We start from the raw sequence: 19,531 nt of genomic DNA, 5'->3' as shown, positions 1-19,531 counted from the left end.
CACCAGATGCTCGAAAGAATGCTGTAAAAAGAAAATTCAGGCGGAAAAGCGCCGAATATTATCCGCGCAGCATACTTTGGCGCTGATTTTATCTTTGCAATTATAAGGCCAGCGCAAGCGAAAACCATACCGCTAACATCTTGAAACAGCTTGACAAATTCTGACCGGACACTTATAGCGAACGCCCTTTTCACGACGTCTGCGCCTATCTGTCTCAATGATGTCAAATTCAGGTGCTATCACGCGATAAAAGTATTCCTGTGATACCGTCACTCCCTCTTTGTGCGGCACCGCGTCGTACTGCAACTGATTCCGATTCATGACCAAGCACGCGCCGTCTCCTGCTCCTCTTGCCTTCGGCGATCTTCAGGGTTGCCTCACGCCGTTTCGCGAATTGCTCGCCAAAGCTGCGCCCTCGGCCGACACGCCGCTGTGGTTCGCCGGCGACCTGATCAATCGCGGCCCCGACTCGCTGGCGACGCTGCGCGAGATCATCGCGCTGGGCGAACGCAGCGTGGCGGTGCTCGGCAATCACGACCTGCATCTGCTGTCGGTGTCGGCGGGCATCCGCAAGTCGAAAAAGGGCGACACCATCGACGATATTCTCAACGCGCCCGACGCCGACGATCTGCTGCACTGGGTCCGTCATCGTCCGATCGCGCATTACGAGAACGGCATGCTGATGGTGCATGCGGGCGTGCTGCCGCAGTGGGACGTCGATCTGACGATGGAACTCGCACACGAGCTCGAAAAGGCTCTGCGGCGCGACAACTGGAAGGAAACGCTCGCGGGCCTCTACGGCAACGAGCCGAACCGCTGGTCGAAGAATCTCAAGGGGATCGAGCGGCTGCGCGTGACGTGCAGCGCGCTCACGCGCATGCGCTTTTGCGATAGCGACGGCGTGATGGATTTCAGCGCGAGCGGCGGCCTCGATTCGGCGCCGGAAGGCACGCTGCCGTGGTTCGACGTGCCCGGCCGCAAGACCGACGACGTCACCGTCGTGTTCGGCCACTGGGCCGCGCTCGGCTTGACTCTGCGCCCGAATCTCGTCGGGCTCGATTCGGGCTGCGTGTGGGGCGAGCGGCTCTCGGCCGTGCATCTCGTCCCCGACCCGTATCAGCGTGTGCTAACCCAGGTGCCCTGCGAGACCTGCCGCGCGGTTTCGGGTTGAGCTGAGCCAGAACAACGCGCGCGATGCCACCCCGCGCGCCGGAAAGCTTCAGCGCTTCTTGTTGTACACGTGCGTGGTCGCCGCCACACCCTTCGGGAACACGCGGCGCACCAGCCCGCGCGCGGCGGCATCGGCCTGCAGCACCACGTCGCGCACCGGTTCATCGGGACGGCCGCGAAACGAGGTCGGATGGAAATACTCATCGTCGCCGACCGGATGATCGGAGAAGTAGTAGTTCGACACGCAGCACCGCTGCTCGGCACTCGCGTTCTTCGACACCGAATGCCACGAGTGCTGGTTCGTCACCATCACGGCCAGGCGATTGAAGCGGCTCACGATCGTGATCGGTTCAGCCTTCGTACCCTGCGGCCACACTTCGAGATTGCCACCCTTCTCGAGCGTCCAGTCCGGCGAAACGTAATACAGCAGATTGAGCACGCGATAGTGCGCGCGGTCCTTGTCGTGCGAGTTGTCGAGATGCGGATTGAGGAAGTGGCCCGGCCCCATCATCGAGATACCGCCCGCGTAGAGATGCTCGTCCGGATACAGCGAGCGCAGGCCCGTGATCTCCTTCACCAGTTCGACCACGCGCGGCGCCTGGAACGCGAAGATGATCTCCTCGAGCAGCGGCGCGTGCGCATCCATTTGCGCCGAGACGTACTTCAGTTCGCGCAAGCTCTTGCGCAACATCATCTTCGACGCGTCCGGGAATGCGGCGCGAATCTCGCGCGCGACTTCTTCCGGCAACACGTCGTCGATATGGAAATGGTTGATGGGCGCCGTCTGCGTCCACTGCTCGCGCAGCCGCGCGAGTTCCGCTTCGAGGCGCTGCGCGATGCGCGCGCCCAGTTCCGTACGATCCATGATGTTTGCCCTGCTTTCCGTGCTGGTTCGCTGATTATCGGCGCTCGAACTCACGCCCGTTCCGCCACGCTCTGCGCCTGCTTTTGCCCCTGCCCCGCCCCCTGCATCGTCGCCAGCGCCGCGCCCACCGCTTCCTGCGCGCGCGCCGCGAGCTTGCGGCGGTCGTCGCCGGGTTCCAGCGCGTCGCACACATAGACGTGCGCGGTCAGCGGCCCCGACTTCAGCATCGCGTCGAGCGAATCCTTCAGCGACAGATCGTCGATATAGGCCGGCGCGAGCGACTGACGGCCCTGTGCATCTTCATACATGATGCAGACCGGCTGCACCGGCGTGCACGCCGACACCGGCGCCTGAAACATGTTCGAGTGAAACGGCTTGAGCGCGAAGCCGTCCGTCGTCGTGCCCTCGGGGAACACGCACATCAGTTCGCCGCGCTGCAGCCGCTCGGCCAGCTCGTGCATGATGCGGCGCGCTTCGCTGCGCTTCTCACGCTCGATGAACACGGTATCGAGATTCTGCGCGAACCAGCCGATCAGCGGCCAGCTGCGCACCTCGGCCTTCGAGACGAACGGTGTCGGCCGCCACGCGTTGATCACGTAGATATCGATCCACGAAATATGATTGCTGACGACCAGCGCGCCCGCGTCGAGACGCGCGGCGTCGTTGTGCACGACGAGCTTCATGCCGCACAGTTCGAGCATCCTCAGCGACCAGGCGCGGTTGAGCGCGTGACGTTTTTCGGGCGTCGCGCGCGGAAAGCGCATCGCGACGGTCCACGCGCCGCGCAGCAGATGGCCGAGCAGGCGGGCTTTGCGAAAGAAGAGACTCATGGCGATGCGCTCAGTTGCGTTCGATATGACGTTCGAAGCCGATGCGCCCCGCCACGAGCGTCGCGCGCACGACGGCGGGCAACTCGTAACCGAGGAACGGCGTGTTGTGGCCCTGGCTCTTGAGCGCGCGCGGCTCGACGTGCCAGTGCGTGCCCGCGTCGAACACGACGAGGTCGGCGCGCGCGCCCACGCTCAACGTGACGGCGTCGCGCGCCATCACGGCGGCAGGCGCGGACGTAATGTGCGCGATCGCCTTCGCGAGCGGCACGCCCGCTTCCTGCGCCCACTTCACGGTCAGCGACAGCAGCAGTTCGAGCCCCGTCGCGCCCGGCGTGGCTTCGCCGAACGGCAGCAGCTTTTCGTCGTCGTCCACGGGTGTGTGCTGCGAGCAGATCGCGTCGATCGTGCCGTCGGCGAGACCGGCGCGCAGCGCCTCGCGGTCGCGTTGCTGGCGCAGCGGCGGATCGAGCCGGAACTGCGCGTCGAAATAGCCGATGTCCATGTCGATCAAATGCAGATGGTTCGCCGTGACGTCGCAGGTCACGGGCAGGCCTTCGGCCTTCGCCGCGCGCACGAGCGCAACGCCCGCCGCCGACGACAGATGCTGCACGTGCACGCGCGCGCCCGTCACGCGCATCAGTTCGAACAGCGTGAACAGCGCAATCGTCTCGGCGCTCTGCGGCACGCCCGAGAGACCGAGGCGCGACGCCAGCGCGCCGCTCGCGGCCACGCCGCCCTTCGACAGATACGCATCCTGCGGACGCAGCCAGACGGCGTAGCCATAGGTGCTCGCGTATTGCAGCGCGCGCAGCAGCACCGAGGTATCGACGATCGGCTGATCGGCCTGCGTGAAGCCGATACACCCCGCCTCGGTCAGCGACACCATCTCGGTGATCGTCTGCCCCTTGAGCCCGACCGTGAGCGCGCCGAGCGGATGCACGTGCGCGCGTTCGAGCTTGCCCGCGCGGTACTTGAGCATCTCGACGAGACCCGCTTCGTCGAGCACCGGATCGGTGTCCGGCGGACACACGAGACTCGTCACGCCGCCCGCCAGCGCGGCCGCCATTTCGGAGTCGAGCGTGGCCTTGTGCTCGTAGCCCGGCTCGCGCAGCCGCGCGCTCAGGTCGACGAGACCCGGCGCGACCATGAGGCCGCTGGCGTCGATCGTGCGATCCGCCTGAAAGCCCGCGGGCGCCGTACCGAGCGCGGCGATCTTGCCCGCTTCGATGAACACGTCCTGACGCGTCTCTTTGCCGCTCGCCGGATCGATCAGCGTGCCGCCTTGAATATGAATCTTCATGCGCTGCCCTGTCTGCCCTGCGTTAATCGTTATTACCGGCGACGATGCCCATCACCGCCATACGCACCGCGATGCCGAAGCTCACCTGATCGAGGATCACCGACTGCGGGCCGTCCGCGACCTGCGAATCGATTTCGACGCCGCGGTTCATCGGCCCCGGGTGCATCACGATCGCGTCGGGCGCGGCGAGCGCGAGACGCTCGGGCGTGAGCCCCCAGCTCTTGAAATACTCCTGCGCCGACGGCAGCAGCGCGCCGCTCATGCGCTCGTTCTGCAGACGCAGCATGATGATGACGTCCACATCCTTGAGCCCTTCGTCGAGGTTGTGGAACACGCGCACGCCCATCTGTTCGAGGCCGCCCGGCAGCAGCGTGCGCGGACCGATCGCGCGCACTTCGGGCACGCCGAGCGTGGTGAGCGCGTGGATGTCCGAGCGCGCCACGCGCGAATGCAGGATGTCGCCGACGATCGCCACGCGCAGATTTGTGAAATCGCGCTTGTAGTGGCGGATCGTGTACATGTCGAGCAGACCCTGCGTCGGGTGCGCGTGACGGCCGTCGCCGGCGTTGATCACGTGCACGTGCGGCGCGCAATGCTCGGCGATCAGATACGGCGCGCCGCTCGATGCGTGACGCACGACGAACATATCGGCGTGCATCGCCGACAGATTGCCGATGGTGTCGAGCAGCGATTCGCCCTTGCTCGTCGACGACGCGTTGATGTTCAGGTTCAGCACGTCCGCCGAGAGACGCTTGGCGGCAATCTCGAAGGTCGTGCGCGTGCGCGTCGAGTTCTCGAAGAACAGGTTGAACACCGACTTGCCGCGCAGCAGCGGGACCTTTTTCACGTCGCGGTCGGTCACGCTGACGAACTGCGTGGCCGTGTCGAGAATGTGCGTGAGGATCTTGCGCGGCAGGCCTTCGATCGAGAGCAGATGCTTGAGCTCGCCGTTTTTCGTGAGCTGCGGATTGCCCTTCAGGAAGCCGTAGCGAAAGCGCGAGTCGCCGCTATCGGGCGACGCTGGCGTGGGCTGTGTGTTCATCGCGATGAGTCCTGCGGTGAGATCGGAGTCGGAAGAATGTTGGGTGTGTCTGAGGCTGGCCACGCGGCGCGCACTACACGTTGCGCGTGGCCTGTGTGGATCAGCCGGCGTTCGCGTCGATTCTGAACGCGAAGGTGGCTTGATCAGCGTCGCCGCCCTCGCGCGCGAGCACGAGCGTCGAGCCTGCGGGCACGACCGTTTCGGCGCCGACAAAGCGTGCCGATACGGGCAGCTCGCGGCCGCCGCGATCGGCGAGCACGGCCAGTTCGACGGACGCGGGACGGCCGTAATCGTAGAGTTCGTTGAGCGCCGCGCGCACCGTGCGGCCCGTGTGCAGCACGTCGTCGACGAGCAGGATGCGGCGGTTCTCCACCTCGAACGGCAGCGCGGTCGGGCTCGCCTCGCTGTGCAAGCCCTTCTTCGCGTAGTCGTCGCGATGCAGCGAGACGTTCACCACGCCGTGATGCGGCGCGCCGAGATCGCGCGCGAGCCGTTCGGCGAGCCACGCGCCGCCGCTGTGTATGCCGACGATGGCGATGCCGTCGGCGGCGCTGAAGGCGTTGGCGGCGTCACCCGCGGCGTCACTCTGATACGCCGCGCGGATCTGGTCGAGAACGGCGCGGTACAGCGCCTCGGCGTCAAGTGGGCTCATCACGGGCGCGTCAGAGGGGTTGCGACGAATGCTCGTCGAGATATTGCTGCAGGATCACGCAGGCGGCTTCGGCATCGATGTGCTCGGCGCGTTCGCCGCGCTCGCGCAGACGCGCCTCGGCGTCGACCGACGAGTAGCGCTCGTCCACCCACACGACAGGCAGATTGAAGCGGCCATTCAGCTGATTGCCGAAGCGCGTGGCGAGCTGCGTCATGGCGTGCGGCGTGCCGTCCGGGTGGCACGGCAGGCCGACCACGAGCAAATCGGGCTGCCATTCGCGCAGCAGCGCGCCGATGGCTTCGAACCGATATTCCTTGCTCTTGTTGGGTATGACGGTGAGCGCGCGGGCGCTATGCGTGAGCACGTTGCCGAGCGCGACACCGATGCGTTTTTCGCCGTAATCGAACGCCAGCAAGGTCGCCTCGGCGGCGCCTCGCTTCGCGGCCACGCTCATGCGTGACCCGCTTCGCCCGAGAGCATCGTCGAGGAAATGCCGAGCAGCGCGAGCGCGGCTTCGAAGCGATCTTCGGCGGGGACGTCGAAGACGATCTTGGGGTCGGCTTCCACGGTCAGCCAGCCGTTCTTCGAGATTTCGTCCTCGAGCTGGCCCGCGCCCCAGCCCGCGTGGCCGAGCGTGAGCAGGAACTGCTCGGGACCGCTGCCGTTCGCGACGGCTTCGAGCACGTCCTTCGACGTGGTCATCTCAAGCCCGCCCGGCACCGCCATCGACGAGGTGTAGTTGATGCCCGATTTGGGCGCGTGCAGCACGAAGCCGCGCTCGGTCTGCACCGGACCGCCGAAATAAACGGGCACGTGCAGCAGCGGTTCGATTTCGAGCTTGAGGTCGATGCGCGAGAACAGCGCTTCGAGGTCGATGTCGGTGGGACGGTTGATCACGAGACCGAGCGCGCCGCGCTCGGAATGATCGCAAAGGTAGACCACCGTTCCTGAAAACGTGGGATCCGCCATGCTGGGCATGGCAATCAGGAACTGGTTGGTCAGGTTGATGCGATCGTTACTCTTGGACATGGTTTGAATTCTAGCAAAGACGATACGGAATGGCGGCGGCCCGGTGCGCCGGTTGCCCGAGGGTCCGTGGACCCGCGCGGCACCCGGTTTGTGCCCTCGGTTTGTGTCCTGCCTGCGACCCGATTGCACCCTACCTGCACCCTGCCTGCGCCCTGCGCACAACTCGACCCGCGCTCCGTATGACGGGGAATTGCTCACTCTAACACGGCGGCGCGACACGCCCGACTGGCCAATCGGCACGATGCCGGTGGGCGGGGCGCGTGCCGTCTCAGTGTGGCGTCGTCGCGCCGAGACCGCCTGGCGCGGACGGCGCTGCGTTTGCCGTCGGGCTGGCCGCGCCGTTGCCTACGTTGTTGCTGGCGCTGTTGCTGTTGCTGGCGTTGTTGCCCGCACCGCTCGCGATCGCCAGGCCGAGCGCCCGCACGGTCGGGGTCGCGTCCGGCTGCGCTACGCCCGCCGCCACCTTGTGCAGCATCGCGCGCAGCGATTCGTTGGCGTACTCGATCGCCTCGATGGACGGCGCGGCGCTTGTACCACTTGCACCGCTCTCGCCATGCGCACCGCCCGTCACCGCCTCATGCGCGCTCATCGCGTGCGCCGCGCGCCGCCAGGCCAGCCCGAGCGCATCCGACAGCAGCGCCACGTGGCCCAGGCCAAGCGCCCACGCCGCCGCGCCGATCCGGTACGCCGCCTCCGCCGCCAGCAGCGAGGCCGCCGGATCGCCGTGCGTGCCGTCGTTACGCAGCGACAGCGCCCGCGCCTGGGTGCCGAGCGCGAGCATCGCGGCATCGGCGGTCTGCAGGAAATCCTCGTAAGCATTGCCGTTGACGACGAGCGCGCCCAGATCGCGCGACGGCGCAACCCGCGCCGCGAGCGCGCCGGCCTGCGCGCTTTCCGCCTCCCACAGCGCCTCGGACGCCTGGGTGCCGGCCACGTGCCAGTCGACGGTCAAGCCGTAGTCGTGCAGCAGCTCGACGTCGGCGGTATCTTCAGCCGACGCGCCGAACAGCGCGTAATCGCGCCACAACAGCGCGAGCGCCGAACGCACGAGCGATTGCGGAACGATGCGCAAGCCGCGTGCGTGCTCGCCGAGCAGCAGGTTGCAGCGTGCGTAGAAACGCCGCACGTCCTCGTCGCCCCAATACGTCACGCCGCGCCGCAGCGCGCGTCCGCAGGCAACGGCGAGGCGCCAGAAGTCATAGGGATTGGGGCCGGTCAATTCGGCGAAACAGGCGTCCATCTCGTCGAACGCGGCCTCGGCGAGCGCGTTGGCCGCGCGGCTACCGTTGCCCAGACGCGCCTTCAGTGCGGGCAGCAGCGCCGCCTCGAAGCGCGCGCGGGCCTGCGAAAGCCGCTGCGCGGGCTGCGGACTCAGGATCGCGCCGACGATCGGACGGGCATGCAGCGCCACGTCCTCGTACGCGAGCGAGAGGCCCGGCGCGTGCTCCGCGATGATGTCGATGAGCGCGCGCTGATGCGCGTAAAGCGCCGGAGAACAGGCCTGCTCGCGCAGATTGCGGCGGTCAAGCACGGCCGACAGTTCGATCAGCGCGTCGCGAAATGCCGTGCGGATGTGACTGTCGTCGGGACCGTCGTGTTCGTGCGCGGGCCGCGCGGGCAAGCCGGGCGGCGGCGCCACGGCGACCGAAGCCGCCAGCGCGAGCGGCGAAGCGAGCAGGAGCGTATCGGCGAAACGCGCGGCGGCGAGCCAGCCCGCGTCGCGCAGCGTGCGCGCGGCCTGGCGCAGCGGACGCGCGACGTCGCGCTGCTCGTCGAGCGCGGCGAGCGCCTGCGCGAGCGCCGCGAGGGCGAACGGCACGCTGCCGCCGCGCGGATTGGGCAGCGCGTCGAAAGGGGCGACCGACGTTGAACGTAGACTCATGATGCAGCGCCGAGAACAGTTGCAATGCGGTTGCAGTGCAGGTTGCGATGACCGCGGCCCGGCGGGACGGGCGCACGCGGCGCGAGCGGGCCGCTCGTCAGGCGGCGCGGGGGCGTGGCGGCCTCGACTGCGCTCAGGCGGCCCGCGGACGAGCCCTCATTGAGCAATTTGCGCGCCGCCCGCCGTTGATGCGGATGATGCGGGTGATCCGTGACGAAGCGCGCGACGTTCGCGATCTTCGCGACCTTCGTGATGCGTCCGCGAAACCGCGATGCGGCGCGAAGGAAATCGAAGCGATCAAGCGGGCCGCGACGCGAACCACAATGCCAGCGCCCGCTTTGACAGCAGACTTCTGTACCGATCCTCAGCCAGCCGGAAGCGGCGCTCCCGGCCCATGCCTTAGATCTGGACCATCTCGAAGTCTTCCTTGCGGGCACCGCACTCGGGGCACGTCCAGTTGATCGGCACATCCTCCCAGCGCGTGCCGGGCGCGATGCCTTCGTCTGGCAAACCGGCTTCTTCATCATAGATCCAGCCGCAGATCAGGCACATCCAGCTTCTATATTCCATTCTTATGCCGCGTCGAAAAGTCCAAAATACCGCGCGCCCGCACCCGTCGATGACCCTGCGGGCGCGAGGTGGAGGCGGTTGGGGAAAACTGTCAGGAAACAAGAGCCATGATGGTACCGTGTTGCCGTTTTTATGCCTAGCAACCGTGTCGCCGCGCACGCTGCCTGCTTGCGGCGGACCCGGCGCAGACCACGCACACGGCCGCGATGCGAAATTCCGGGCGCAAGACCGATCATCCGTCCCCCGTGAGCGCCGCCAGGCGGCATAATTGACGAGACTGTGCAAACGTCGGCGGAAAGCCCGCCGACCTGCCGATCACCGCAAGCGCATTGCATTTGCAGCGAGCCAACCTTTCTCGTCACGTTCATGCCCAGCGACACCCCTCCCATCGTCCTTACCTTCGGCCTCTCCGATCCGACCAGCGGCGGCGGCCTGCAAGCCGATCTGCTCACGCTCGCCAGCATGGGCTGCCACGGTGTCACCGCGTTGACGGGTTACACCGTGCGCGACTCCGCGGGCTGCGACGAAGTCACCGGCCTCGACCCCGAGACCGTCGCGACCCAGGCGCGCATGCTGCTCGAGGACATGCCCGTTTCAGCCTTCAAGGTCGGCGCCGGTACGCGCGCGGAAGTCGTGAGCGCGATCGCCGAAGTCGTCGCCGACTACGACGAGGTGCCGCTCGTGCTCGCACCCGACTTCACGCTCGACGACGAGCACGTGCTCGCCGCCGACGAACTGCGCGAAGCGGTCGGCGACCTGCTGGTACCGCAAACCACGCTGCTGGTCGCCGACGTCTCGGTGCTGCTCGCGCTCGCGCAACCCGACGGCGACGCCGAAGCGCCGAGCATCGACGCCGCGATCTCGCATCTGCTCGCCACGGGCTGCGAGTACATCCTCGCGATGGAAACCGGCTCGCACCGCGTGGTCAACACGCTCTACAGCGAAGAAGGCCAGCTGCGCCAGGATTTCTGGGACCGCTCGAACAATCCGATGATGGGCGTGACCGACACGCTCGGTTCGGCCATCGCCGCCCTGCTCGCCAACGGCCAGGAGCCGCCCGAGGCCGTGCGCGAGGCACAGGAATATCTCTATCAGAGCGTGCAGGGCGCGTTCCGTCCGGGCATGGGCGCGTGGGTGCCCGACCGCTTCTTCTGGGCGCGCAGCAACGACGCCGAGACGCCGGACGAGGACGGCGAGGCGTAACGCGCCGTATCGCCCCGAGGCCCCGCGCGAGACACAAACACCGAACGAAAAAAAACCCGCATCGCTGCGGGTTTTTTCTTTCGAGCGCAGTGAAGTCGCTCGGGCGAGTTACGTCAGCGCGGCGTGCTCGCGATCTCGCGCTCGCGAGCGTCGATGGCCGCGAGGAAGGTCGCGCTCAGCAACGAGACGAGGACCGTCACCATGATCGGCACGAGCACATCGATCGTCAATCCGAAAACGATGGTGCTGGCCGAGACAGCCATGCCTGAAAAGGCAGCCGTGCGGATGAACGGATCGGTCGACTTCCGTCGACGCCAGAAGTACACCGTCGATCCATAGTAGAAGACAAACAGACAGACAATCCCCACCGCGCCGGATTCAGCCAGCGTCGAGAAAAAGTCGCTGTGAGCGCGCTCGTTCACCACGAGTTCGGGCATGAAGCCCTGCTTCGACAACTGCTCCATCGAGCTTTCGAGCCGCCCTTTGCCGACGCCATAAACCGGATGCTCGGTAAAGAGATGCGTCGATGCCCGCCACAACTCGAGGCGGATGCCGGTCGAGCTATTCGGATCGCCCTTGGTCAGCCGCGAGATATCCGCGCTGAAATCGTGGATGCGCTGTTCGATACGGGGCGTCGAGAGCAGCGCGGCAGTACCGATTACGACGACCACGGCGCCAATCGCAAGCCGCTTGAGGTTCGCGAACCAGCCGTACTGCACGCCCAGCATGACCACGAATACGGGAATGGCCACCCATCCTCCGCGCGTGCCCGTCGAATAGGACGAAAAGCCACCCGCTACCAGTGCCGCAACCCGCAGACACACGGCCAGCTTGCGATGCTTCTCGTCCCAACCAATCGTGAAGATCGAAAGAAACGCGAGCAGCAACGCCGTGTCGCCGTAGGGGATCGCGTTGGTGTAGTCGTTATTGAGACGGTCCGCATCCGTCCAGCCACCCACCGGCCGGTTGTTCAAGGCGACCACGCCCAGTACCAGCGCGCCCGCCACGCAACCCCAGCCCAGTGCGCGGAAGTAGCGCGCGGGCATTTGCCGAAGCATCAGGAAGATCGGAATGGCAAGCGCAAATCGCGAATACGCGTCGAACTGGCGTGGATTCCACATGCCGTAGACGGCCTGCTGCACGATGCTCGCGAGCAGCAGCCCGCACATACCTGCGACGAACCACGGGTAATCGCGCAGTGGCGAAAAATATCCGCTCACATGCCGATTGCGCACGGCGGCGAAAAGCGCCATGGCAAGCAGCAGAAAGAAACAATAGCCGGAGCCGCCGCGCCAGACCAGGTTGACTGCGGGGGCAATAAAAAGCAGCACGGCTGCAGACCAGGCAGCCACAGGAGAGAAACGCATGTTTTTCAGAATCAGCGAGAGAAGATTGTCGAGTCCGAATTTCGGAGTGTCTGGAACACCGACATCACACGTCTGACGGTAAGCAGTTGTTTCCACAACCGCTCCTTGAGTTTGCCAGAAGGCACGACATTGAGCGGCAGGACGATTTCGCCCGGCCCCCAGCCAGGGCGCCACGAACGCGCAAGTCCGCGACGCATGAACAGCGTGAGCGTCGGCACACCGATCGACGAAGCAAGGTGCCCGAGTCCCGAGTCATTGCCGATAAACCAGTCCGACTCCGCGATCCACTTCGCGACATCGCCGAGCGCGAGCGCATTGACTTCGTGACCTTGGGCCGCCGCGTCGCGCCACGCGTCGAATTCGTTGGGCGCCACGAGAAAGCTCGGCTTCAGGCCAAGACGTTCGAGCGAGCGCGCCAGCGCGAGAAACTTCGCGCGGCTCCACATTTTCTCGGGATGGCTGCCGGTCGGATGAATCACCACGCGACTCGCCGCGGCACGGCGCACCACACCGGGCGGCAAGGTCAGGCCATTCGAGCGCGTCACATCCTTGAGTTCGAACACCGAGGAAGCGATGTCGACGATGCGGTCCACCATGTGGTGCCTGGGACCGTGGTACGCAGGCAGATCGGCGAGACACAGCGTTTTGCCCGAGCGCGCGAGCGTCGGCCCCTGCTCGGTCGGCCGCAGTTCGATCACGGTGTCGAACTCGCCGGCGTGTTCCGCGGCACGCCCGACCCGCACGTAAGGAAACCAGGCGGCGAGCTGTTCTGCCACCCAGCCGAAAACAACGGGCTGATAGCCATTGCGAACCAGATTGTTCACCAGGACCATGCCAATGAGGCTGTCACCGATCGGCGGTGGCAATACGACCGCGACGCTGCTATTCGTCTGAATTTTCATTGATGATGTGAAATGCCATCGGAAGCCGCCGTTGCCGCATCGGGACGGGGCTTCTCAGCGCCTCCCGCGACCGACATTGCGATAACGTGCCGTCATCGTGCGTGGCGACCAGCGATCGATCCCGAGCCGGGATCCGCTACTCATATATTTCTTCCGCTGCTTCGGCCAAAAGCGGGAACTGGCGAGAGTATAGCGTCCCGGGCAAGCCCCACGCATGTTCGCTCGAGCCCCAATAAATACGGGCAGCCGGGGCATCACCACCATCCGGCGCGAGTCGTCGCGTTCACACGCCGGGTGGAGTTGCACGCATCCGACGAAAAATCGGACAAAAAAATCGACGAAAACCAGGACGAAAAAAAACCCGCATCGCTGCGGGTTTTCTTTTGGGCGGAGAGCCCATCTTTCGATGCGCCCTCCTGCACTTCAATGTAATCGCGGCGTGAGCCGATATTACATGTCCATGCCCATGCCGCCCATGCCGCCGGGCATGCCGCCGGGCATCGGTGCATCTTCCTTCGCGACTTCGACCACTGCTGCGTCCGTCGTCAGGAGCAGGCCGGCGACCGAAGCTGCGTTTTGCAGCGCCGTGCGCGTGACCTTCGTCGGGTCGACCACACCGGCTTCGACCATGTCGACGTACTCGCCGGTCGCTGCGTTGTAGCCGTAGTTGCCCGAACCTTGAGCAACCGCTGCCACGACGACCGACGCTTCTTCGCCGCCGTTCGTGACGATCTGGCGCAGCGGCTCTTCCATCGCGCGCAGGACGATCTTGATGCCTGCGTCCTGATCGGCGTTGACGCCCTTCAGGCCCGTCACAGCAACGCGAGCACGGATCAGCGCAACGCCGCCGCCCGGGACGATGCCTTCTTCAACGGCAGCGCGGGTTGCGTGCAGCGCGTCTTCCACGCGTGCCTTCTTTTCCTTCATTTCGACTTCGGTCGCAGCGCCGACCTTGATCACTGCCACGCCGCCTGCCAGCTTGGCAACGCGCTCTTGCAGCTTTTCACGGTCGTAGTCCGACGTCGCTTCTTCGATCTGCGTGCGGATTTGCTTGACGCGCGCTTCGATGCTTGCGGCTTCGCCTGCACCGTCGATGATCGTCGTGTTTTCCTTGCCCACTTCGATACGCTTCGCTTGACCGAGTTCGTTCAGCGTTGCCTTTTCGAGCGTCAGGCCGGTTTCTTCCGCGACGACTTGACCGCCGGTCAGGATCGCGATGTCTTCCAGCATGGCCTTGCGGCGGTCGCCGAAGCCCGGAGCCTTGACAGCGACAGTCTTCAGGATGCCACGGATGTTGTTGACGACCAGCGTTGCCAGAGCTTCGCCTTCGACGTCTTCAGCGATGATCAGCAGCGGACGGCCAGCCTTCGCGACTTGTTCCAGGATCGGCAGCAGATCGCGGATGTTCGAGATCTTCTTGTCGAACAACAGGACGAACGGGTTGTCGAGAACGGCAACTTGCTTGTCCGGGTTGTTGATGAAGTACGGCGACAGGTAGCCGCGGTCGAACTGCATACCTTCGACGACTTCGAGTTCGTCTTGCAGCGACTTGCCGTCTTCGACGGTGATGACGCCTTCCTTGCCGACCTTGTCCATCGCTTCAGCGATACGGTCGCCGATCGACGAATCGCTGTTCGCCGAGATCGAGCCGACTTGCGCGATTTCCTTGTTGGTCGTGCAGGGCTTGCTCAGCTTGCGCAGTTCTTCGATGGCGGCTGCAACAGCCTTGTCGATGCCGCGCTTCAGGTCCATCGGGTTCATGCCCGATGCGACGTACTTCATGCCTTCGCGGACGATCGATTGCGCGAGGACGGTTGCCGTCGTCGTGCCGTCGCCTGCGTTGTCGCTGGTCTTGGAAGCGACTTCCTTGACCATTTGCGCGCCCATGTTCTGGAGCTTGTCCTTCAGCTCGATTTCCTTCGCGACCGAGACACCGTCCTTGGTGACCGTCGGGCCGCCGAACGAGCGCTCGAGGACGACGTTGCGGCCCTTCGGACCCAGCGTGACCTTCACTGCGTTGGCGAGAATGTTCACGCCTTCAACCATCTTGGAACGGGCGGAATCGCCGAACACGACGTCTTTAGCTGCCATCTTCTAACTCCTTGAATTCTTGATGAATGAGCGGTGGGCGAAAATTACTTCTGCACCACGGCCATGATGTCTTCTTCGCGCATCACGAGCAGTTCGTTGCCATCGACCTTGACGGTCTGGCCAGCGTACTTGCCGAACAGGACGCGATCGCCGACCTTGACGTCGAGTGCGATCAGGGAGCCTTTATCGTCGCGCTTGCCCGGGCCCGTGGCCAGGACTTCACCTTGATCCGGCTTTTCTGCCGCTGCGTCCGGGATCACGATGCCCGAAGCGGTCTTGGTTTCTTGATCCAGGCGCTTGACGATCACGCGATCATGCAAAGGACGAAGGTTCATGGATAGATCCTCTCTCTTGATTGGGACTTGAAGAGACTCAAGAAAACCTGGTTGGCGAAGGTGCCAGCCAGAGATATGTGTACACCGGAGCGTTGTTAGCACTCTCATGCGGTGAGTGCTAATTATATGGACGGGTAGTGACAAATTCAAGAAGGAGGGCACAGGTGTCGAAATTCAGCCCTTTCCCTGAGCCGTTCGGACAGGACGAGCAGATCGGCGCGGCGATTCCACAAGCCGCTGAAGACGGATTAGCCCCGTAAAAACAAGGACTTGGTCGGCGCGGCGCGCTCTAACCCCTGACCGCTCGCGCCACCTCGCAGGCACTCGAAAACCGCCTTTTCCGGGCGTCGCGCCCCTGCCGACCGGATTTCTTTTTCGCCCAGGGGAATCCCCACCCAGCGCGGCGACGGCGTCGATTCCACCCTATTTGCCAGCCCGTCAGTCAATGGGACAAGCGCGCTCGCCTACTCGAACCGACGGCCGGATTGTCAGTCAGGGCCACGCACTTGGTGCCCCACCCCACGGAGTCCGCCACGGAAATCACGCAGCATGTTGGCCAGTACACCGTCTCGCCTGCCCCCACGCCAATTACAAGCCCAATGACGAATCTAGCCCCCCGATCTCGCTATGACGTCCTCGACGGGCTGAGAGGCATCGCCGCGATGATGGTCATGGCGTACCACTTCACGATGCACGGGCCGTCGCCGCTCTTCCCGAACGGGAGTATTTGCGTCGATCTCTTTTTCATTCTGAGCGGCTTCGTCATTTTCCACGCTTACGGGGAAAAGCTCGCCAACCATTCGATAAGCAACTCGCGCTATCTCGTCAAGCGCCTGATACGCCTTTATCCGATGCTTTTCATCTCGTCGCTCATTGGCATTCCGACGCTCGTCTTGATCAACAACGTGGCTCTCGCCAACTTCTCGTACCCGGGTCTGATATCGGCGACGGCATCCAATCTGCTGATGATTCCGTATCTGGGCGACAGAGCGATCAACAATATGGGCATAGCGGGCCATCCGGACCCCAGCTCGGCGTCAATAGGCGCAATTTTTCCCATCAACGATCCCGCGTGGTCGCTGTTCTTTGAAATCGTGGCAAGCGGCTTGTTCGTGCTATTTATCCGGGCCAGCGAAAAGAAGTTGATCACCATTGCGATATGGGGCGCGCTCACCACCCTGATCATCGCCGTGCTGCTGGAAGTCAACGCCGGTCGTTTTGCGCTTCAATTCGGACTGGGCTGGGCCACATCGAATTTCCTCGGCGGATTTAGCAGAGTCGTGTATGGATTTGCGACGGGCATACTCATTTATCGACTGCACTTTCGCAACAGCCAGCCAGTTGCGCTCGTCGCTTTCCGAAAATTGATCCCCTCTGACGTGGTGCTCTATACGCTATTTGCTGCCGTCTGCGCGTTTCCTTATCTCATGAAGGGAATTTATCCATTCTTTATTGTTTTCGCGATCGCTCCGGTGCTGGTTTGGCGCGGAGCGGAACTCGACCTCTCATCAAAGCTGTCCGGTTACGCGGCCGGCCTTCTTGGCCGACTGTCGTACCCAATCTATCTGCTTCACTTCCCGATCGGCAGACTGGTCTTTGCCATGTCCCGCAGCGGACACCCTATGCATGCCGCCCTTATCGCGATCACTGCAACGCTAGTCGCTGCTTACCTCGTTGAGCGCTTCATCGATCGTCCAGTCCGGGCATTTCTCGAACAATCGCTGGCGCGCAGAAGCGGTACCGAGATACAGGCCGTCGCGCGGCCGAACTGATCCCGGTTGTTCTTTCCGCAGAAGCCCATTTTCTTTTCGCGCTTTACGCCGTGCGCAAATCGTCATTGCGCCGGTCAATGGCGCTTTCCGCTTTCCGCTTTCCGCTTTCCGCTTTCCGCTTTCCGCTTTCCGCTTTCTGCTTTCTGCTTGCCGCTTTCGCGCCGCGATCTTCTCGCGCGCGAAAGTCGGCTCGAATGGCGCGCCGCCTATCGCTTGAGCAGCGACTTCACCTGCCGCAGACCATACACGGTCGCGGCCTTCGAACGATCCAGCCATTCCGATGCGCCCGGCGGCCGCGGCTTCAAACCCAGCATGCGCAGATAGTGATTGGCGCGGTATGCGTCGCCATAACGCTGCGGAAATTCCATGTTGAGGCTGAGCGAAATGGACACGTTGTCGTGGTTCTGTACCCAGTGCGCACCGTGCGTGGGAATATGCACGGCGTCGCCGGGATGCAGCGTGAATCGCTGCGCGACTTTCTCGGCGTGCGGTTTGTAAGTCCCGGCATTGATCGCGCCATAATAGTATTGTTCGAGTTCTTCTTCCGTGGTGACGCTGCGATCCAGCGGATCGCAAACCCAAAGATCTTTCGATCCCTGAATCTGCACGAGGAAATTGATTTCCGCATCGAAATGAAAAGGCGTCTTGCGATGCGGCGAGGTGATGAACACCAGCATCTCCGCATTGCTCAACAGCTTCGAGCCTTCGGGTCCGGCCACCTCGCGCACGAACGCTTCATATTCGTTGAGCAACGCTTTATACGCGGGGTTTTCTTCGACGTGCTTCATCACGAGCCACGCGCCCGCCGTTTCGATCCGGTCGATGATTTCGGGAATCGTCATATCGGGCTTGGGCGTGCTTCCCCACTTGTCGGCCAGCGAGAGGTCGCCGGCGTCGACATACACATCGTCCTTGCGCTTGCAGGCCGCCTCGGCCACCTTCGTGAGCGCCTCGATGGAAAACAACGGATGACCGGCGAGCGGATGGCGCGCCGCGAACGCCGTCTTATGAAGTTGCTCGCGACACTCGGCGAGCGGATCGACGGTGTGCCAAAGCGAACGGGTCAGGACGGGAGCGTCGTTGATCAACATGAATTTTCCCCACGAACATAAAGTAATCGCAGAAAAGCCCTTTATTGCGCCGGGCCCGGCCAAGCGGCCGAGCCTGATTTTTTTGTCAGCGCTTCACGATCCGCCGCGCTGCGTTCAGCGGCGATCTGAACCGGTTCAACGGTTCGTGTACGACTTCCGCAAAGGTCTTCGGATTGCGGTGTTCCAGCGTCGACATGAGCATGCGCTTCAGCTTGTCCCGCATCGGAGAAAGCCCCGGTGACAGCGGCTTCAATCCAAACTTGCGCAGAATGTAATTGGCCTGATACACCCTGGCGCAACGCTCGAGCGACTTCATGCAATAGCTGATGCTGATGCTCACCGACACGTTGTTGTCGTTCCTCACCCAATGCGGCGCCAGCGACGGGTGGTGCACCACCTCACCCGGAGCAAGCCGGAAAATGGTGCCGCGATCCTGCAACTCCTGCCGATAATGCGCGGCTTCGAAATTGCCGCTGTAATAGCGTTCGATTTCCTGATCGGGAACCAGCTCACGATCGCTCGCGGGGAAGAGGCATACGTCTTTCGAGCCCTGGATCTGAAAAAGAAAGTTGGTCTCATGATCGATATGAAATGGCGTTGCGATCTTCGGCGAAGCGACGATCAAGGTCATCGTCCGCCACGTCATGTCCTTGCGCAGAGGAAAGCCCGACAAGTCTTCGAGCTCCTCGGTCACCTGATCCAGCACCCTCTCGTACTCTGGATCGTAGTACTGGGCTTGTGTGAGCTTGATCCACGTAGCGCTCTCGCCCACTTCGTCAAATGCGTCTTTCAACCGGCCCTCGTTCGGCATGTCGCTGAATTTGCTGCCGACCGAACCCTGCTTCAAATTGATTGCACAGAAGTCGCCATTTCTTTTCATCATCCTTTCAGCGACTTCAGCAATTCTTGGAATTTCAAATAAACCGCATCGATGTAACGTGTGATTGAATTTGAAAGGCTTACAGTTGAAATTATTCTTGAATTCAGGCTTACAAGCTTGAAGAACATTATTGTCTGCGGGAAACTGTGGCTCGAAAGCCCACGTAACGGCATCGCCAGGCGTAGACATGGCAGACCTCACGGGAAGGGGAAGATTTGCCTTCAGGCTACAATCGCCCCTACCCGTCAGATGTGCGCTGACGAACACCCGCCTTCCGCTGCTTACCCGGAATTTCCCGCATTTACCATAGTGTTATTAAACACCGGCCACACACAGGCTTTCTGTTCGTAAGCGCACATTCAGGTAAAAGTCGGGTAAAGCAAATAAAAAAGCAAAGAATAGAAATGGAAATTTGAAAGAATTAAATTCATCGCCTCGCCAGACGACAGGTATTCGTCAGGCGCGCAGGCACCGCTCGGCATCTGGAGATGAGCAAGGAATGAACGGCCGGAAAATGGAATGCGAGGCAACACGCGTACACGTGTTCTGA

18 protein-coding genes are annotated in these 19,531 nt (G+C 63.1%); 3 read left to right on the top strand and 15 right to left on the bottom strand.

Going from position 1 to position 19,531, the window contains the following annotated elements:
- Window positions 1–319: 319 nt before the first annotated feature.
- Window positions 320–1,171: a symmetrical bis(5'-nucleosyl)-tetraphosphatase gene (locus U4Y88_RS09605; protein ID WP_321783592.1), complete on the top strand. Its 852-nt coding sequence runs from the start codon at window positions 320–322 to the stop codon at window positions 1,169–1,171.
- Window positions 1,172–1,219: 48 nt separating this feature from the next.
- On the opposite strand, the gene U4Y88_RS09600 is transcribed toward U4Y88_RS09605, so the two are convergent.
- The 9 genes from U4Y88_RS09600 to U4Y88_RS09560 all read right to left on the bottom strand — a co-directional run bounded on the left by U4Y88_RS09600 (window position 1,220) and on the right by U4Y88_RS09560 (window position 9,340).
- Entirely contained in the window at window positions 1,220–2,035 is an 816-nt protein-coding gene (locus U4Y88_RS09600) for a 2OG-Fe(II) oxygenase (protein WP_321783589.1), read from the bottom strand.
- A gap of 50 nt (window positions 2,036–2,085) precedes the next feature.
- The gene (locus U4Y88_RS09595; RefSeq protein WP_321783588.1) at window positions 2,086–2,865 is read right to left on the bottom strand and encodes a lysophospholipid acyltransferase family protein; all 780 of its coding nucleotides are present in this window, start codon (window positions 2,863–2,865) and stop codon (window positions 2,086–2,088) included.
- A 10-nt stretch (window positions 2,866–2,875) separates the two neighbouring features.
- A complete protein-coding gene (locus U4Y88_RS09590) occupies window positions 2,876–4,165 on the bottom strand; it encodes a dihydroorotase (RefSeq protein WP_321783586.1) in 1,290 nt (429 codons plus the stop codon).
- 22 nt (window positions 4,166–4,187) lie between these two features.
- On the bottom strand, window positions 4,188–5,207 hold the full coding sequence (locus U4Y88_RS09585; protein ID WP_224015386.1) for an aspartate carbamoyltransferase catalytic subunit: 1,020 nt from the start codon (window positions 5,205–5,207) through the stop codon (window positions 4,188–4,190).
- A gap of 100 nt (window positions 5,208–5,307) precedes the next feature.
- Window positions 5,308–5,859 carry a bifunctional pyr operon transcriptional regulator/uracil phosphoribosyltransferase PyrR gene (pyrR, locus tag U4Y88_RS09580; protein ID WP_310632011.1) on the bottom strand — a complete coding sequence of 184 codons (552 nt, stop codon included), beginning with the start codon at window positions 5,857–5,859 and terminating at the stop codon, window positions 5,308–5,310.
- A gap of 10 nt (window positions 5,860–5,869) precedes the next feature.
- Window positions 5,870–6,313: a Holliday junction resolvase RuvX gene (gene ruvX, locus U4Y88_RS09575; RefSeq protein ID WP_224015382.1), complete on the bottom strand. Its 444-nt coding sequence runs from the start codon at window positions 6,311–6,313 to the stop codon at window positions 5,870–5,872.
- The gene (locus U4Y88_RS09570; RefSeq protein WP_224015380.1) at window positions 6,310–6,888 is read right to left on the bottom strand and encodes a YqgE/AlgH family protein; all 579 of its coding nucleotides are present in this window, start codon (window positions 6,886–6,888) and stop codon (window positions 6,310–6,312) included. The genes ruvX and U4Y88_RS09570 overlap by 4 nt, the downstream gene beginning before the upstream one ends.
- A 268-nt stretch (window positions 6,889–7,156) precedes the next feature.
- A complete protein-coding gene (locus tag U4Y88_RS09565) occupies window positions 7,157–8,770 on the bottom strand; it encodes a hypothetical protein (RefSeq protein ID WP_321783584.1) in 1,614 nt (537 codons plus the stop codon).
- Window positions 8,771–9,169: 399 nt separating this feature from the next.
- On the bottom strand, window positions 9,170–9,340 hold the full coding sequence (locus U4Y88_RS09560) for a rubredoxin (RefSeq protein WP_008342674.1): 171 nt from the start codon (window positions 9,338–9,340) through the stop codon (window positions 9,170–9,172).
- 366 nt (window positions 9,341–9,706) lie between these two features.
- On the opposite strand from U4Y88_RS09560, the gene U4Y88_RS09555 reads away from it, so the two are divergent.
- Complete coding sequence (locus U4Y88_RS09555; protein ID WP_224013131.1) at window positions 9,707–10,543, top strand: hydroxymethylpyrimidine/phosphomethylpyrimidine kinase; 837 nt, start codon at window positions 9,707–9,709, stop codon at window positions 10,541–10,543.
- Between the two features lie 113 nt (window positions 10,544–10,656).
- Here the strand turns inward: U4Y88_RS09555 and U4Y88_RS09550 are convergent, their stop codons facing one another.
- From U4Y88_RS09550 to U4Y88_RS09535, 4 genes are all read right to left on the bottom strand, one after another.
- Window positions 10,657–11,910, bottom strand: coding sequence for an O-antigen ligase family protein (locus tag U4Y88_RS09550; RefSeq protein ID WP_321783887.1), 1,254 nt, complete (start codon window positions 11,908–11,910; stop codon window positions 10,657–10,659).
- 11 nt (window positions 11,911–11,921) lie between these two features.
- The gene (locus tag U4Y88_RS09545) at window positions 11,922–12,743 is read right to left on the bottom strand and encodes a glycosyltransferase family 9 protein (RefSeq protein WP_321783582.1); all 822 of its coding nucleotides are present in this window, start codon (window positions 12,741–12,743) and stop codon (window positions 11,922–11,924) included.
- Between the two features lie 519 nt (window positions 12,744–13,262).
- The gene (gene groL, locus U4Y88_RS09540) at window positions 13,263–14,903 is read right to left on the bottom strand and encodes a chaperonin GroEL (protein ID WP_224013129.1); all 1,641 of its coding nucleotides are present in this window, start codon (window positions 14,901–14,903) and stop codon (window positions 13,263–13,265) included.
- A 44-nt stretch (window positions 14,904–14,947) separates the two neighbouring features.
- Window positions 14,948–15,238, bottom strand: a complete 291-nt coding sequence (locus U4Y88_RS09535) for a co-chaperone GroES (RefSeq protein WP_027816722.1) — start codon at window positions 15,236–15,238, stop codon at window positions 14,948–14,950.
- A 599-nt stretch (window positions 15,239–15,837) separates the two neighbouring features.
- On the opposite strand from U4Y88_RS09535, the gene U4Y88_RS09530 reads away from it, so the two are divergent.
- Entirely contained in the window at window positions 15,838–17,010 is a 1,173-nt protein-coding gene (locus U4Y88_RS09530) for an acyltransferase (protein WP_321783580.1), read from the top strand.
- A 206-nt stretch (window positions 17,011–17,216) separates the two neighbouring features.
- Here U4Y88_RS09530 and U4Y88_RS09525 read toward each other — a convergent pair whose 3' ends face one another.
- Window positions 17,217–18,101, bottom strand: a complete 885-nt coding sequence (locus tag U4Y88_RS09525) for a cupin-like domain-containing protein (protein ID WP_321783578.1) — start codon at window positions 18,099–18,101, stop codon at window positions 17,217–17,219.
- 85 nt (window positions 18,102–18,186) lie between these two features.
- Window positions 18,187–19,170, bottom strand: a complete 984-nt coding sequence (locus U4Y88_RS09520; RefSeq protein WP_321783576.1) for a cupin-like domain-containing protein — start codon at window positions 19,168–19,170, stop codon at window positions 18,187–18,189.
- Window positions 19,171–19,531 lie beyond the last annotated feature (361 nt).

Source organism: Paraburkholderia sp. J94, assembly GCF_905220285.1.
GTDB classification, from domain to species: Bacteria; Pseudomonadota; Gammaproteobacteria; order Burkholderiales; family Burkholderiaceae; genus Paraburkholderia; species Paraburkholderia tropica_A.
Note: the sequence above shows the minus strand (reverse complement) of the source record. Positions and strands in the feature narration are given on the sequence as shown.